General features: G+C 37.6%; 15 protein-coding genes. 2 read left to right on the plus strand and 13 right to left on the minus strand.

Annotation, left to right across the window (positions count from 1 at the left end):
- Positions 1 to 21 precede the first annotated feature (21 nt).
- The 7 genes from SLH51_RS01990 to gnd all read right to left on the minus strand — a co-directional run bounded on the left by SLH51_RS01990 (position 22) and on the right by gnd (position 6,542).
- Positions 22 to 657 (minus strand): bifunctional 4-hydroxy-2-oxoglutarate aldolase/2-dehydro-3-deoxy-phosphogluconate aldolase, encoded by a 636-nt coding sequence (locus SLH51_RS01990; protein WP_335958698.1) that lies wholly within the window; start codon positions 655 to 657, stop codon positions 22 to 24.
- A gap of 24 nt (positions 658 to 681) precedes the next feature.
- Positions 682 to 1,632, minus strand: a complete 951-nt coding sequence (locus SLH51_RS01995) for a sugar kinase (RefSeq protein WP_335958700.1) — start codon at positions 1,630 to 1,632, stop codon at positions 682 to 684.
- A 73-nt stretch (positions 1,633 to 1,705) separates the two neighbouring features.
- Positions 1,706 to 1,966: an HPr family phosphocarrier protein gene (locus SLH51_RS02000; RefSeq protein ID WP_335958702.1), complete on the minus strand. Its 261-nt coding sequence runs from the start codon at positions 1,964 to 1,966 to the stop codon at positions 1,706 to 1,708.
- Positions 1,967 to 2,084: 118 nt separating this feature from the next.
- Positions 2,085 to 3,356: a TRAP transporter large permease gene (locus SLH51_RS02005; RefSeq protein ID WP_335958703.1), complete on the minus strand. Its 1,272-nt coding sequence runs from the start codon at positions 3,354 to 3,356 to the stop codon at positions 2,085 to 2,087.
- Positions 3,357 to 3,368: 12 nt separating this feature from the next.
- Positions 3,369 to 3,920 (minus strand): TRAP transporter small permease, encoded by a 552-nt coding sequence (locus SLH51_RS02010; protein ID WP_335958704.1) that lies wholly within the window; start codon positions 3,918 to 3,920, stop codon positions 3,369 to 3,371.
- Positions 3,921 to 4,061: 141 nt separating this feature from the next.
- A complete protein-coding gene (locus SLH51_RS02015) occupies positions 4,062 to 5,123 on the minus strand; it encodes a TRAP transporter substrate-binding protein (RefSeq protein WP_335958706.1) in 1,062 nt (353 codons plus the stop codon).
- 525 nt (positions 5,124 to 5,648) lie between these two features.
- A complete protein-coding gene (gene gnd / locus SLH51_RS02020; RefSeq protein ID WP_335958791.1) occupies positions 5,649 to 6,542 on the minus strand; it encodes a phosphogluconate dehydrogenase (NAD(+)-dependent, decarboxylating) in 894 nt (297 codons plus the stop codon).
- 345 nt (positions 6,543 to 6,887) lie between these two features.
- Here gnd and SLH51_RS02025 point away from each other — a divergent pair, with 345 nt between their 5' ends.
- Both SLH51_RS02025 and SLH51_RS02030 read left to right on the plus strand, forming a co-directional pair.
- Positions 6,888 to 7,745, plus strand: coding sequence for a MurR/RpiR family transcriptional regulator (locus SLH51_RS02025; protein WP_335958707.1), 858 nt, complete (start codon positions 6,888 to 6,890; stop codon positions 7,743 to 7,745).
- A gap of 27 nt (positions 7,746 to 7,772) precedes the next feature.
- Positions 7,773 to 9,314, plus strand: coding sequence for a gluconokinase (locus tag SLH51_RS02030; RefSeq protein ID WP_335958709.1), 1,542 nt, complete (start codon positions 7,773 to 7,775; stop codon positions 9,312 to 9,314).
- Between the two features lie 53 nt (positions 9,315 to 9,367).
- On the opposite strand, the gene SLH51_RS02035 is transcribed toward SLH51_RS02030, so the two are convergent.
- The 6 genes from SLH51_RS02035 to SLH51_RS02060 all read right to left on the minus strand — a co-directional run bounded on the left by SLH51_RS02035 (position 9,368) and on the right by SLH51_RS02060 (position 15,960).
- Positions 9,368 to 10,555, minus strand: coding sequence for an ATP-binding protein (locus SLH51_RS02035; protein WP_335958712.1), 1,188 nt, complete (start codon positions 10,553 to 10,555; stop codon positions 9,368 to 9,370).
- A gap of 106 nt (positions 10,556 to 10,661) precedes the next feature.
- Entirely contained in the window at positions 10,662 to 11,345 is a 684-nt protein-coding gene (locus SLH51_RS02040; protein WP_335958713.1) for a Na-translocating system protein MpsC family protein, read from the minus strand.
- A 361-nt stretch (positions 11,346 to 11,706) separates the two neighbouring features.
- Positions 11,707 to 12,387, minus strand: a complete 681-nt coding sequence (locus tag SLH51_RS02045; protein WP_335958714.1) for a Na-translocating system protein MpsC family protein — start codon at positions 12,385 to 12,387, stop codon at positions 11,707 to 11,709.
- A gap of 240 nt (positions 12,388 to 12,627) precedes the next feature.
- Complete coding sequence (locus SLH51_RS02050) at positions 12,628 to 13,494, minus strand: fumarylacetoacetate hydrolase family protein (protein WP_335958716.1); 867 nt, start codon at positions 13,492 to 13,494, stop codon at positions 12,628 to 12,630.
- An 18-nt stretch (positions 13,495 to 13,512) separates the two neighbouring features.
- Positions 13,513 to 14,697: an amidase gene (locus tag SLH51_RS02055; protein ID WP_335958718.1), complete on the minus strand. Its 1,185-nt coding sequence runs from the start codon at positions 14,695 to 14,697 to the stop codon at positions 13,513 to 13,515.
- Between the two features lie 18 nt (positions 14,698 to 14,715).
- Positions 14,716 to 15,960 carry a pyridoxal-phosphate-dependent aminotransferase family protein gene (locus tag SLH51_RS02060; RefSeq protein WP_335958720.1) on the minus strand — a complete coding sequence of 415 codons (1,245 nt, stop codon included), beginning with the start codon at positions 15,958 to 15,960 and terminating at the stop codon, positions 14,716 to 14,718.
- Positions 15,961 to 15,964: the final 4 nt, after the last annotated feature.

Consider the following 15,964-nt stretch of genomic DNA (forward strand, 5'->3'; position numbering starts at 1 on the left):
ATCAGTCCTCTCTACACTTTTTTAAGAACGGGCCTTCTTAATAGCTGTAACAAAGTCATTGGATTTGGCAGTAAGTTCCAATAAATATTCATCTGTTATATCACGTTTCGTATCGACAAGCGAACTTCCTAAACCAACAGCTACTCCTCCAGCTTTGATATAGTCTGACACATTTGATAAGTCTACCCCTCCTGTTGGCATTAAAGGGATATGCGGGAGTGGACCATGAACATCTTTTAAATATTTCGGACCAAAAACGTTGGCTGGGAATACTTTTATGACATCGGAACCGTTTTCATATGCTGTCAAAATTTCTGTAGGTGTTAATGCCCCAGCAATACTAATCACACCATATCTCTTTGTAAGACGAATCGTTTCTACATTCACCGTTGGAGAAAAAATAAATTTTGCCCCTGCCATAATGGCTACTCGAGCTGTTTCTGGATCGAGTACCGTACCTGCTCCTACTATGACATCATCTAATTCTTCAGAAACTTGTTTGATTAACGTTAAAACATTCGGTGTTTCTACTGTAATCTCTAATGTTTTAACTCCTCCGTCACGCAAAGCCTTTGCAATAGAAAGAATCGTTTCCGGTTTTGCCCCTCTTATGATCGCTACAACACCATTGTTTTGAATCTCTTGTAATAAACTCATCTTTTCTTCCTCCATTCTTATTTATTAACGACTAACATCGTCTTCCGGCTTGTTGATAAATCTATCTATTTCTTCTTTTTCAGGTAATCCCTCAACATCGCCATTTACCATCGTCACAATTGCACCAACAGCATTTCCTCGTTGAACTGCTTCGTATATTGGTAATTTATCTAACATCCCAGACATAAACCCTGCAGCAAACCCATCACCGGCACCAACTGGATCAACCACTTTATCCACATGAAATCCCGGAACTAACTGTCCTTCTTCCTTTGTGAAATAATAAGCGCCTTCCGCTCCGACTTTGAGAATAACTAACTCTGCACCATGATTTATAAATAACTTCCCTAATTTTCCAGGATCAGTTTCTCCAAACAAAAACTCTCCTTCTGCTACTCCTGGAAGAACAATATCAGCTTGTGCAGAGATCTTTAATAAAATTTCACGTGCTCTTTCTTCACTCCAAAGTTTTTTCCGTAAATTCGGATCAAACACAACCTTGAGTCCGTGTTTCTTCGCAATTGAAATCGCCTCAAATATCATCTCCGAACAATTTTCACTAAGCGCTGGAGTGATTCCTGATATATGTAAATACTTCGCTTGTGCGATATAGCTTTCCTGCAAATCTTCTTTTGTTAATTGACTTGCAGCAGACCCCTTTCGGTAATACTGAATTCTAATATCAGATGAATTTCTAATTTCTTTAAAATAAAGACCAGTCGGCGCAGCCGTATCGATTTTTACTTTGCTGACATCAACGCCCTCTCCTCTAATAAATGAGAGCATCGCCTTTCCTAACTCATCATCTCCTACCGCACTAATCCAACCAGCAATATGACCTAATCTTGACACTCCAATAGCAAAGTTCGATTCTGCTCCTCCAAACTTTCGTGAATACGTATTAGCATACCTCATTGCACCGGTAGTTTCAGGAGTAAATAAGACCATTGTTTCGCCAATAGTTACAATATCCATGCTTTCCCTCCACCCTTCTCCTATTTAATCACTTCTAAAAGAGATGATTAAAGTAACCATCTCTTTTGGTTTATCATGTTAAGAATTCTACAACTTCTTGTAAAGCCCTTTCACCATCTTCACCTATCGCCCGAACAGTAAGTCTGTCACCATTACGAAGCTGCAATGTGATGAGACCAAGAAAACTTTTCAAATTCACTTCAACGACCGTTCCTCGCACGAGCTTCTTCAAATATATTTCGGACTGATAAGGTTGAATTAACTGACTTAACCCTGTAATTGTTTGTTCTTCTGAAATATCCACCGTAATTTCTCGCGCAAATTCGTTTGACATTTGTTTTCCTCCTACATAGAAATGCAATGCATAACGTCTTCAAAAACCTGTCAGACCCCTAATTTGTGAACTAGTATGCGAGTTCACCTTAGGGGTCACCCATAGAGTTCAGCATCAATTATCTTAAAAAGAATAAAGACAACTGTGGCACAAACACAACGATTAACAATGTAAGCACCATCGCGATAAAGAACGGAACAATTGCCTTAGAAAGTGCTTCAATTGACAATCCTGAAATTCCAGAACCGACGAATAAATTAACTCCGAGTGGCGGTGTAATAAAGCCAATTGCCAAGTTAAGAACCATGATAATACCAAAGTGAACAGGATCATACCCTAAATTAATTGCAATTGGTAGTAAAATTGGTGTCAAAATGATAATTGCAGCAATCGTATCCATAAAGCACCCAACGATTAATAAAAGAAGCGTAATTAATAAAATAAGTACAATTGGATTTTCAGAAACTGCAAGCATTGCTTCAGCTACTTGGTTAGGGATTTGTTCAATTGTCAACAAGCGTCCAAAAGCTGTAGCTGTCCCAACAATGATTAATACCGTTGCCGTTGTTAGCGCAGAATCAATAATGACTTTCGGTAAATCCTTTAACTTAAGCTCTCTATAAAGTAACATTCCAGCTACTAACCCATAAACCACTGCAATAACAGCGGCTTCTGTTGGAGTGAAAACTCCTCCGTAAATTCCACCTAATATTATAATCGGAATAAGTAATGCCCATTTAGCTTCCCACACAGCCTTCGCAATATTCGAAAGCGATGTTTTCTGACCTGAACCTGTATACCCTTTTTTCCTCGAATAGAAATACGTATAAATGATTAAAGCGACACCTACTAAAATACCAGGAATGATACCAGCAATGAACATATCACCAATTGAGACACTGCCTACAACTCCATACATAACCATTGGAATACTTGGTGGGATAATTACACCTAATGACCCAGCTGCTGCGACAACAGCTGTTGCAAAGCGCTTATCATACCCTTCTCTCACCATTACCGGAATCATAATTCCACCAATCGCAGCAACCGTTGCTGGACCTGAACCTGATATAGCAGCAAAAAACATACATGTAATAATGGTTGCAATCGCAAAACCACCTGTTTTGTTTCCAACTAATGAATTAGCTACACGAAAAAGACGATCTGAGATTCCACCTTTTCCCATGATCTCACCCGCAAGAATAAAGAATGGAACCGCCATTAACGGAAATGAGTCTAGAGATGTGACTAATTCTTTAGCCAAGAATTCAAGTGGTAACGATCCCGAATAGATTATGGTAATCAACGTTGCAATTCCTAGTGAAATACCAATCGGAACACTTAATAACAGAAGTATTGCAAATGCTCCAAATAAAACTGCTGCAGTCATTATTTCTTCCCCCTACTTTTCCGTTTGGATTTCTTCTTTTATTTCTTCTTGAACTTTTTCTAACTCCGTCTTTACTTCGGTTCCACCTTTTCCAAAAAGAGCTTTAATATGTTTAATGAGGTTTTGAATCAAACGTATTAACGTTAAGCCCATTCCGATAGGGGCTGCCATGTATACAAAACCCATTGGGATTTGATTAGCCGGAGACCTTTGTCCAAACGCAAGTAATTGATTGGCAATATTATATCCGTAGTAAATAACAAAAATAGCAAATGCCATAAATAGCAAATTAGAAATGATATTAAATACAATTCTCCCTTTATCTTTAAAAAGCAATAGCATAACATCAACTTTAATATGTCTTTGTTTCTTCACTCCATAACTAATCCCGATATACACTAACCAAATAAAACAATATCTAGCGAGTTCTTCTGACCACGGAAGTGAATTCCCAACAACATAGCGCATGATTACTTGCAAGAAAATAACACTTACCATTACTGCAGAAAATATGACTAAAAAGACTTCCTCAATATGATCGTCTAACCACTTAAGAATTTTCATCCTTGTTACCTCACTTTCTATTATCAAAAAGGAAAACAAAACTACATTCATTTTAACTACCTTGACCTACACTTTTGTTCCCCTTTTTTAAAAAGGAAAAGGCTCGAAAGGATTCAAGCCTTTTATCCAAAGGGTTTTCAATTATTGTGCTGCTTCAATTGCATTGTTAACCTCATCAACAATGTCTTGACCAATTCGCTCAGCATACTTGTCAAGAACAGGCTGTACTAGTTCCACCATTTCTTCACGTGCTTCAGGAGTGATTTCAGTGAAAGTCATGCCTTCTTCTTGTAAATCAGCAAGATATTGTTCATTGGCCTCACGGTTAAGCTCACGTTGGTAATCACCCGCTTCAAGAGCTGCTTCTTTCACAATTTCTTGTTGTTCTTCTGTTAAACCATCAAAAAATGATTTGCTCATTAAGAAAACAAATGGGCTGTAAATGTGATGTGTGTTCGATACATGATCTTGTACTTCATGATACTTTTGTAAGTAAATCGTTGCGTAAGGATTTTCTTGTCCATCAACTGTTCCTTGTTGCATTGCTGCAAATAACTCTGTAAATGCCATCGGTGTTGGATTTGCTCCTAGCGCACGGAATGCCTCTAAGTGTAAATCATTTTCCATTGTGCGAATTTTCAAGCCTTTAAAATCTTCAGCAGTCGCTACTGGACGTACGCTGTTTGTTAAATCACGGAAACCATTTTCCCAATACGCTAGTCCAACCAAGTTTTGGTCAGGAAGCATATCTAGGAATTTTTGACCAACCTCACCATCTAGAACAGTATCTGCCACTTCTTCACTTGGGAACAAGAATGGGAAGTCAAACACACTGAATTCAGGAACAAAGTTCGCAATTGGAGCCGTTGAAGGAATGGTTACTTCTTGTGATCCGAGCTGTAATCCTTCTGTCATTGTACGGTCATCACCTAATTGTCCACTGTGATACGTTTGAACTTCAATCGCACCATCCGTTCTTTCTTCAACTAGTTCCTTGAATTTCAATAACCCTTTATATTGTGGATGTGAATCATTTAAACCGATACCAGCGCGAATCGTCTTTTGCTCCACTTGTTCAGTAGCTGTTTCGCCACCCGTTTCTGTTTCCGGAGTATCTTCAGTTGCTGTCCCCCCGCCTCCACAAGCTGTTAACATGACTGCTAAAGCAGGTACTAAAAATAGTGATAATTTGCTTTTCTTCATGAGTAAATCCCCCTAAATATGATTTATGTTGGCTCTCTAAAAGAACTAATTCTCTTAAAGCTTTCACAACTATTAATTAAAATATTACTTAAAGCCACTTTAGATAGTGCCCTACAGTTGAAAGCGCTGTTATTCAAGAGGTATATAATATAAAAGAAACCAAGTCTAACTTCCACCTTCAAGTAAACGCTTTCCGAAAGGGCCCTAAATGTTTTACACTCTCCTTGTATCCCCTTTCATTTCATAAAAAGAAATTTTATTTCAAATTCATTATAAAATAAAAAATATATTTTTCAAGCCCTTTTATAAAAAAAATTTTTTCTTTCGTTCAATTCCACTCATAATATAGTCGTCCTACCAGCTAAAAGTGACACATTCCTTCAAATATCGACTTTTTTTGTCATAGTTGAGCAAACTCTACGAAAGATCATACCATACTATTTAATTTATTTTAAAGGAGAATGATCAAAAACATCCATTTCTGTTCATTCCCCTTCACCTGATACTATTTTTGAGACAGAACATCTATTTCTTCTCAATAGCATGTCCACCAAATTCATTTCGAAGTGCAGCGACAACCTTACCTGTGAATGTATCATTTTCTAATGAACGATAACGCATCAACAAAGACATGGCTATCACAGGAGTCGCTGTTTGTAAATTTAATGCCTCTTCTACAGTCCACTTTCCTTCACCTGAAGAATGCATAACACCCTTAATTTCGTCTAACTTTGCATCTTTAGCAAAAGCATTTTCAGTTAACTCCATTAGCCATGAACGAATAACCGACCCATGATTCCAAACTTTTGCAACTTGCTCATAGTCATAATCAAACTCGCTCTTTTCCAATACTTCAAATCCTTCACCAATAGCAGCCATCATGCCATACTCAATTCCATTATGAATCATTTTTAAGTAGTGGCCACTTCCTGCTTTTCCAGCATAAAAGTATCCATTTTCCACAGCTGTGTCACGAAAGATCGGTTCAACAACAGCCCACGCCTTTTCATCTCCTCCGACCATATAACATGCTCCAGTTCTTGCACCTTCCATACCGCCCGAAGTTCCTGCATCCATAAAGCTTACGCCAATTTCTTTCAGCTGCTCATAGCGACGGATCGACTCTTTATAATGGGAGTTTCCAGCTTCAATTACGATATCGCCTTCAGTTAGAAACGGAGTGAGTTCGCCAATAACAGAATCTACAACCGTATGAGGAACCATCACCCAAACAATTCTTGGTGCATCTAGAGATTCCACGAGTTCCTTATATCTGCTGGTCCCCTGCGCACCATACTGAGACATTTTATCGACAGCATCTACATTCACATCAAATGCAACAACCTCATATTTATGATCAATTAAGTTTTGCCCAATGTTCATCCCCATTTTCCCTAAACCAATTAAACCGATTTTCATCATAATCCCCCTAATTTTATGCCTTCTATAAAAAATTAAGCTTTTACACTTGAATACACGAAACTTTTTACTTCCTTCACTACATCTTCTGTTGTGAAACCAACCATTCCAGAACGTCATATCCAGCTCCAGAAGCTCCCATGGATCAACTAAGATAAATTCGGCAAAATAATAACCCCAATCAAAGGCTAATTTTTTATAGCGTAAGAAAAAAAATTTCTTTCATTTTTGATTATATGATAAAAATTATCTTTTTCAAGCTTTTTCACGAAAAAATATTTTTTTATTTGTACTTTTCGTTTATGCTTAGAATGTATGACATTACCCAATGAAGGGAGTAGTACAATGCCATTTACCGACTCGCATCCTACTATTACAAGAATTTCTTCTTCCTATTCGACTTTTAGCAGCAAAGAACAAATGATTGCTGACTATATATTAGAGAATCCAAAACAAATCATTCACTCAACGATAAGTCAAATTGCCGAAGACTTAGGGATTGCCGAAGCGACTGTGTTTCGTTTTTGCAAGAGGATTGGTTATAAAGGTTATCAAGCGATGAAAATTGCACTAGCTTCTGAAATTGTTACACCTATTGAGGATATCCATGAAACGATTAGTGAAGATGATGATGAAAGTACCGTGGCCGAAAAAGTATTCAAATCAAATATTAGAACTCTAGAAGAAACGAAGCAAATCATAGATCAAAACTCTTTCAAAAAAGCAGTAGAAGCATTTTTATCTGCTGAAAAGATAGAATTTTATGGTTCTGGCGGATCTGGTATGATAGCAAACGATGCTCAACACAAATTTCTTCGTATCGGTATTAAGACGTTTTTCTATAGCGATACACACTTACAAGTTATGTCGGCATCTCAACTAACTTCGAATGATCTAGTTGTTTTATTTTCGCACTCAGGAGCATCCAAAGATATTCTAGAAGTGGCAGAGGTCGCCAAAAAGGCTGGAGCGACAACGATTGGCATCACAAACCTAGCAAAATCTCCTCTAAGTCAAGCAGTTGACATAGCCTTATATACCGTATCTGCTGAAACTGAATTTCGCTCAGAAGCACTTGCCTCTCGTATCGCACAATTAAGTATTGTCGATGCTTTATTTGTTAACATTAGTATGCAACGTCAAGAAAGTGTGAAAGATTCTCTTCAAAAGATGCGAAACGCTATATCAATTAAGCGTGTTTAATTAACTGTTTTGAAAGGATTGTATAAAATGACTGCAAAAAATTACGTATTAGGTTTAGATATTGGCACAACAAGTGCTAAGGCTGTTTTATTTCAAAAAAATGGTTTAGTTATAGCGGAAAATGAAAACGCATACCCGGTGTACCATCCTAATCCCTCTTGGGTTGAACAGGATCCCTATGAGATTGAAAGAGCTGCAGTAGCAGCCATTTCCGGTGCTGTTCAAAAAAGTCAAATTAATAAGAATGAAATCTATTGTGTCAGTATATCGAGTGCCATGCATTCCTTAATATGCATGGACCAAAATGACGAACCTATTTCTCCTTCTATTACATGGGCAGATGGTAGAAGCGTTGATCAAGCCTCACGAGTCAAGGATACATTCGGTAAGAGCCTTTATTTAAAAACCGGTACGCCAATTCACCCAATGGCTCCATTAAGTAAGTTAATTTGGATGAGAGAAACAAATTATCAACCTTATTTGCAATCAGCAAAATTTATATCCATTAAAGAATTTTTAATTCAGAGATGGTTTGATAAATACATTGTTGATTATGCTATTGCCTCAGCGAGTGGGTTATTTAATATTCATACATTTGAGTGGGAAGCAGAAGCTCTTTTTGCTGCTGGTATTACTAGTGATCAGCTATCTGAACCTGTCCCTTCTACTACCATTTGTCAAGGACTTAACAAAGAGCTAGCAGAACAATTCCATCTCTCCCAAGACACCCCTTTCGTAATAGGGTCTAGCGATGGTCCCCTTGCTAACCTTGGAATTGGTGCAATTGACCCTGGAGATGTCGCAATTACGATTGGGACAAGCGGAGCAATTAGACAGATGGCCTCAAAACCTCAAACAGATGAATTACAAGAAATCTTTTGTTATGGCGTAACAAAAGATTTATGGATTATGGGCGGACCTACAAATAACGGAGGAATTGTCTTTCAATGGTTGAAAGACGTTCTTGGAGAAGCGGAAGTGCAAAAGGCACTTGAGTTAAATGGTAGTGCGTATGACCTCCTCACCAGCCTTGCTCAAACAGCAAAACCTGGAGCGAATGGCCTTTTATTCCTTCCTTTTCTAAATGGTGAACGAGCACCTTACTGGGATGCCAATGCTCGTGGAAGTTTCATTGGTTTAACACTCTCTCACAAAAAAGAACACATGATTCGAGCAGGATTAGAAGGCGTTATTTATAGTTTATATAGCATCGGTGAAACGCTTGAACGTTTAGCTGGACAACCTGCGACTATTTTTGCAAGTGGTGGGTTTGCACGCTCTTCATTATGGTTACAAATTTTGACTGATATTTTTGGACAAGAAGTACGCGTACCAGCGAGTCACCAAAGTTCTGCTTGGGGCGCCGCTTGGTTTGGCCTGTATGCACTTGGAGAGGTTCCATCACTATCAGCTATTAAAGAATCGATTCCGATGAATAACACATATATTCCTAATAAAACAAATCATGTTATTTACCAGGAATTATATCAAACATATCGAGAACTTTACTTTGCATTAAAACCTCATTTTAAAGCTCTCGCTACCATTCAAAGAAAAGAGAAAAAGTAAAGCTTCCACAGATGACTCATCGCCTTTCATACTTGCGAACCGAGTCATCTTTTTTATTTACTAATTGGTAACATGATTTTTACGGTTGTCCCTTTTCCTTCTTCACTTTCAATATGTATTTTCCCACCATGTTCTTCAATAATCGTAGAACTAATCATAAGTCCTAAACCTGTTCCATTCTCCTTAGTTGAGAAAAACTGCCTACCTAGTTTCAAAAGTTTTTCTTTTGGAATTCCTTCACCTTGATCAATAATATTTATGACAACAAAACCATTATCTAGGGCTACCTTAACATTGATCGCGCCTTCATGTTTCATTGCTTCAATTGCATTTTTAATAATATTTATAAAGACCTGTTTTAATTTATTTTCATCGCAACTAACACATGTTTGACTTAGGTCAGAAGGGATAGTGAGATGGATTTCAATGTTATACAAAATCGCCTGAGTTCTTGTTAACGTCACTACGGTTTCAAGGATTTCGGATATAAACTGTTTATGTATCTTTAATTCTTTTGGCTTCCCTAGTATCAGTAATTCGCTAACGATCATATTAATACGGTCAATTTCAGAAAGCATGATCTTCGTATAGGTAGATGAGTTTGCATTAGTTGAAGTCGAACTCTCAATCAACTGCAAAAAGCCTTTTAAACTTGTAATTGGATTACGAATCTCGTGAGCAATACCCGCTGCTAATTCACCTAATACAGATAATTTTTCATACTGTTGTAGCTTTTCTTGATCCTCTTTTTGCTCCATACATTTCGTTAACACCATCAAATAGTTTGATTTACCTTTTTGATAATAAGGTTGAGTTACTACTTCTATATCAATTATACGTCCCTTTAAACTCGTTAATCTTCCACGACCATTTCTTTGTTTATTGGTTATTACTTCCTCTTTATTATTCATATCGGTCAGTAGATAAATAAAGTCCGAAATATTCCTACCTTGTATCTCTTTTTTGCTATTTGCCCCTAAGGCATCTATTGCTGCTCTATTACAATGCCATATTGTATTTCTGCACAATAATACAACTGGAACAGGCAACATCTCAATCAGTTGGTTATCTTCTCTTTCTACACGATACTTTTTGAATTTATTATATATAGCAATACAACCAAAAAGTAAACAACAAATTACAATCCCTTGAATAAGTAAATTTTCAATAACAGTACTGAAAAATACCAGTAATGAACTTACAACGATAATAGCAATTACATATCCTAACCTACATTTCATAATTCCTATTCCTCCTTCATGATAGAAACAAAAAAAGACCTAACTCCCGAAAAATCAAGAAGTTAGGCCATGCACGACTTTTTAATCCCCACATTTACCTAAAAATTTATTGTAAGATAAACACCATAAGTGACTTATCCTCTTTCAGATCCCAGTCAATAAAAATATCTTTAACCTTACAAGAAAGAATATCACCAAATTTACCAAAGCGATGAAAATACTCTTTTTCCAACTCATCTTTTGTTATAATGAGCTCTTTTTCGAAGCCTCTTTTAATCAAAGCCTTCTCAATCGGGATTAAAATACCATCTCGTTTTACTACAATCACTTTTTCTGAATGAATAATTGTAACAATCTCATCGGGAACTTTTTGAACGAGCTCACTAATTCGAGCAATTTCCTTTTCGAATTTAGGGATAATAGCTGATTTTCCAACAGATAACTGAGGGCAATTTCCAGATAAAATAAGAATAATAACACCTGTGTTATTAGGAAAATTCCAGTCGTGATAGAATTCTGTCACTTCTACATTCAAAGATACTTGCACAACACCTTTAAGTTCCTCTAACACATTTGCAATGATTACTGTTCTTGCGTTATCAACATCTTGGTACTTTCCCTGCAACAGTAATACTTCTTCCATAGGCGACACAAAACCACGTATATGTAACAACAGAAATTTCTCAGAAAGAGTGGCCATACAAGACTCAGGTCCTCTTCCAAATTTCTTTCTTAACAATTTACTGGTGTAACTACTAATATCTTTTACTTTCTCTTGAACATCTGTCATAACAACCCTCTTTTCAAAGGGAACACAATGAAAACCGATATTGCTCCCTTACTTTCATGAGTATATTATGAACCTCAAGAATTACTTTTAACCCTTTCATTAGTATAGTACTTTTATCTGATTATTCCTAATAAAAAGTCCTTTTTATTTTTCACATGGCAAACTATGTTGCATTGTATTTATTCCCTTTCCTATAGAATTCCTCCATTAGTAAAATATCTCTATTGAAAGAGTGAAAATAAAAAAGACCAAAATAGGAAATGCAGACTTCCATTCCTATTTTCGCCTTTTTTATACTAATCATCTAAATCAGATGTCTATGTACTTTTACTCAAGTCACAAAAAATCCCTCGGCTGTATCTCATTTTAAATAAATAACAAGGTAATATTTATCTTTGGCATAACTCCATGTTATAAAGAGGTTTTGAATTAAGCAATTAAAAGTAGATTCTAATTCCTTACTAAATCGTTTGTAATTCTTTCGGATTTCTTGAGACTTCTCAACTAAAAATATTTCATTTTTTTGTTCTTGTTCCACTAATCCACCTACACATTCAACTATGTAAATCGTAGGATGAACTATCCTTAAATTTACAAAATTTGGTTCACTATGGACTTTGCTGCTAATCAATTTCACTTGGTCACGTAAAGCTGACGTAAACACATCTCCCTCGTTATTGTCATCCACTGAAAAACTTTGTCCAGCAGCAAATATGAGAAGTCCATGGTTAGTTTCATAATCCCAATCATGATAAAATGAGTCCAAAACTAAGTCAGTCATCGTTGATAGCTCTTCTTGCGTCTCTTCAAAGAAGGCTTTAAGTAATGTTGTTCGAAACTTTAGTGCTAAGCTTAATTCATTGCGATTTAGTAACACTTCCTCAGCAGGTGTGATAAATTGTTGAACTTTGGCAATAACGAGGTTGTTTTCACTCGCAATTGTACATGATTCTGGGCCTTTCCCAAACATCTTTTTCATCACCTTACATATGTAACTACTTAAATACGTTAAATCTTGTTGCCGACTTCCTTTTTTAATCATTTATACCAATTCCTCCTTCTTACAAAAAACGGAAACAAAAAAATGACCTAACTTCACAAACGTGAGAAGTTAGGTCATGAGTAAGACTTCTATACTATGTATATATTCTTTCATTTACCATATAAATAATATTTAATTGATATGCATATAAAACAGAAAGGTGATTAATGACAGCTAGACAATAATCACCTTAATAATACCATACTCCTCATTATTATTACAACCGTATTGATTATGATTTCATAGCTCCTGTTCGACGACAAAATTGGCTAAAGTATTAAAGCCATCAATTCGACACTCTACAACATCGCCTTCGCGAATAACCGTCGCTCCTGGTGTTCCTGTTATAATGACATCGCCTGGTAAAAGTGTCGTCACCTGAGATAGGAACGAAACGATATAGGCAGGATTATAAATCATATTTTCTACTTTGTTTTCATGCTGTATTTCTCCGTTTAATAAAGTAGCTACCTGTAAGTTTGTTACGTCTGGAACTTCATCCTTCGTGACGATTACTGGGCCAAAACTAAAGAACGTATCAAAACTTTTAGCCCGTTGCATAAACCGTGGATTTTTAGCATGAATATCCGCAGCCGTCATATCTAATGCCGCTGTAAAGCCAGCAATCACATCTTGAGCCTCTTCTTCAAGAATATTTTTGCATTTTTTTCCGATCAAAATAGCCAATTCTGCCTCTGCTGTCGTTTTTTTTGATTGTGAAGGGACTCGAATGATATCACCTGCTCCTACAATACTCGTATCAGGCTTCATAAAGAAAATAGGATCACCTCCTGCTACACCACCTAATTCAGATCTCATAGAGACATAATTCATTCCTATTCCCCAAATCTTACGTGGATTTCGGTAAGGAGGGGCATACGCCACATCATCAAATGGTAGAGCCACAAGTTCGTTAACCCTGTCTACTCCGCTCTCCCTATACCACTTCTCTAATTCTTCAATTTGCCCTGACTCGATCAAACCAAAACAAGACTCTGACCAATTTCTTTGTTCAACCTCATTAATCGTCTTAATCAAAATGACTCCATTATCATGGACAATTCCAGCTACTTCGTTGCTACCTAATTTCACCGTCGCGAGCTTCATCAGTATCCCCTTTTTTAGTTATTTGAATAAATAATCTGCCTGTTCATTGACCCATTGAAGTAAGCGCACATCCTGATTCGGCCCTGCTATAAATGAAAGAGCAATAGGCATACCATCGTAACCAGTAACTGGAACTGTTACTTGCGGCAAACCAGCTAGTCCAGCAATACAAGACAATTGCATCGTTTGTGCTCGACGTTTTTCAATTTCTTCACCTGATAAATTACGAAGAGGTGCACCTCCAGGAGTTGTCGGAATGATGAGTACACCATCATCGCCTAACATCTCAATCATTCTTGTTCGAATGTCTTCTCTAAACCTTTGCTCACTTGGACGATCTTCGTCCTTGAGAGTACTTGCCCAAACAAATCTCGCAGCAATATCTGGTCCAAAGCTTGGTTGCACTTCTGAGATCCATTCACCATGTGTCTTCCAGATTTCAAGCCCCTGCAATGTTCTGAAACAATTTGCCCATCTTTGCAGACCCCCTTGTGCAATAGTGACCCATTTTGATTTGGATGATTGCTCTAATCGATCAGCAAACAATGAGAGCACTTCTCTGCTCTTTTCATCAGCCAACTCCCAAGCATCTGTTCCAAAAAGAAAGTTTGTAAAAGGTTTCTCTATTAAAGTAGGTGAAGTCCCATCAATTAATTCATTTCCAACTACTAACAGTGATTTCGCATCCCTTGTCATCCACCCGACTGTGTCAAAGCTTTCTGCAAGAGGAATGACTCCTTCAATTGGCACAAGACCATGGGTCGGTCGAATTCCATAAACGCCACAATACGCCGATGGAATTCGAACAGAACCACCTGTATCAGTACCTAATGAAAAATCGACTAACTCAGCTGAAACACTAACAGCAGACCCACTCGATGAACCACCTGGAATATGAGAGAATGCTTTCGGATTAACGGGTGTACCATAATGAAAATTTTCTCCATTTAAACTGTACATCAATTCATCCGTAATCGTCGTACCTTGTAAGGAGGCCCCAGCTTGCAACAAGCGGTCTATTGCAAGCGCATTCTGCTGTGCCGGCTCATGCGTCCTTAACCAATCTGGATTTCCTGCACTAGCTGTAACTCCTTTTATATGAAATACATCTTTAACAGCAAATGTAAGCCCTAAGAGGTCTCCAGATTTTAAAGGTTTTACAATGATATCTTCATTAATAAACGCATTATAGCGATCCTTCACTTTTAGTCCCTCCCTTAATTACACACTTTCGATTCGTTCTTTACTTTGATACACATCTAACGCTGCTTGAACACCTTCTCCGACATTTAATTTTACTTTATGGCGCAGGATTACCGCTTCTAGTGAAGCAAGTGTTAGAAGAACATTTCGTTGCTGACAACTATATCCCATCGTCCCTATTCTCCAAATTTTCCCATGAAGAGGTCCGAAAGAACTCGCTATTTCAATGCCAAACTCCTCTAGAAGCATCGACCTCACCGAATCCCCATTTACTCCTTCAGGAATGTTCACACATGTAACCGTTGGTAGTTTATAAGCGTTATCCCCGAATAATGTTAGTCCCATCGCCTCTATACCAGCTATTAACGCCCGTTCATTTAAACGATGACGTTCAAAGCGATTTTCTAACCCTTCTTCAAGTATAAGACGCAGTCCTTCATACAAACCATAAAGCATCGTTGTTGCTTCTGTATGATGATTCAACCGTGCAGGGCTCCAGTAATCTTGCAATTGACTCAAATCTAAATAATTGCTGCGAATCTTTCTTGTATTTGAAGCAAGTTGGTCTTGAGAGACAAGACCCTTTTCAATTGATTTTCTCTCTAATAAAATGTTTTCAATCCGATCATTATATGTCAACGGCGCCATTCCTGCCGGCACCGACAAACATTTTTGCGTTCCGGTAATGAGCCCGTCAATGTTCCATTCATCCGTTAACACTTTCGTTCCTGCAACAGTTGCAACTGCATCAACAATGAGCAAGATGTCTTGTTCTCTACAACCACGTCCAATCTCCTCTAAAGGTTGCATTCTTCCAGTTGACGTATCTCCATGAACCATCGCCACGACTTTAGGTTGGATCTTTTTCATTTCGGCAATGACATCTTTCGGATCAAAGACACCTCCCCACTCACAATGCATCAAATGAACTTTAGCACCGCAACGTTCTGCAATCTCTGTAAGCAGCCCCCCAAAGCGTCCGAATGAAGGAATTAAGACGACGTCCCCTTCTTCAATTACACTACATAACATCGCTTCAATACCGGCTCTGGATGTACCGTCCACAGGAAAGGCCCAGTGATTGTCTGTTTGCAAAACCTGTCGTAGTTGATTCATTGTTTCGTTCATTAGAGACGTAAAAGTTGGGTCAAATTGACCTAAAATGGATGAAGACATTGCTTGTAAAACTCTCGGATCAACCTCTACAGGTCCTGGTGTCATAATTGTTCTTGCAGGAACATGTAATCTATTTGATGGTTGCATAATT

This window comes from Halalkalibacter kiskunsagensis, from assembly GCF_037027555.1.
GTDB lineage: Bacteria > Bacillota > Bacilli > Bacillales > Bacillaceae_D > Halalkalibacter > Halalkalibacter kiskunsagensis.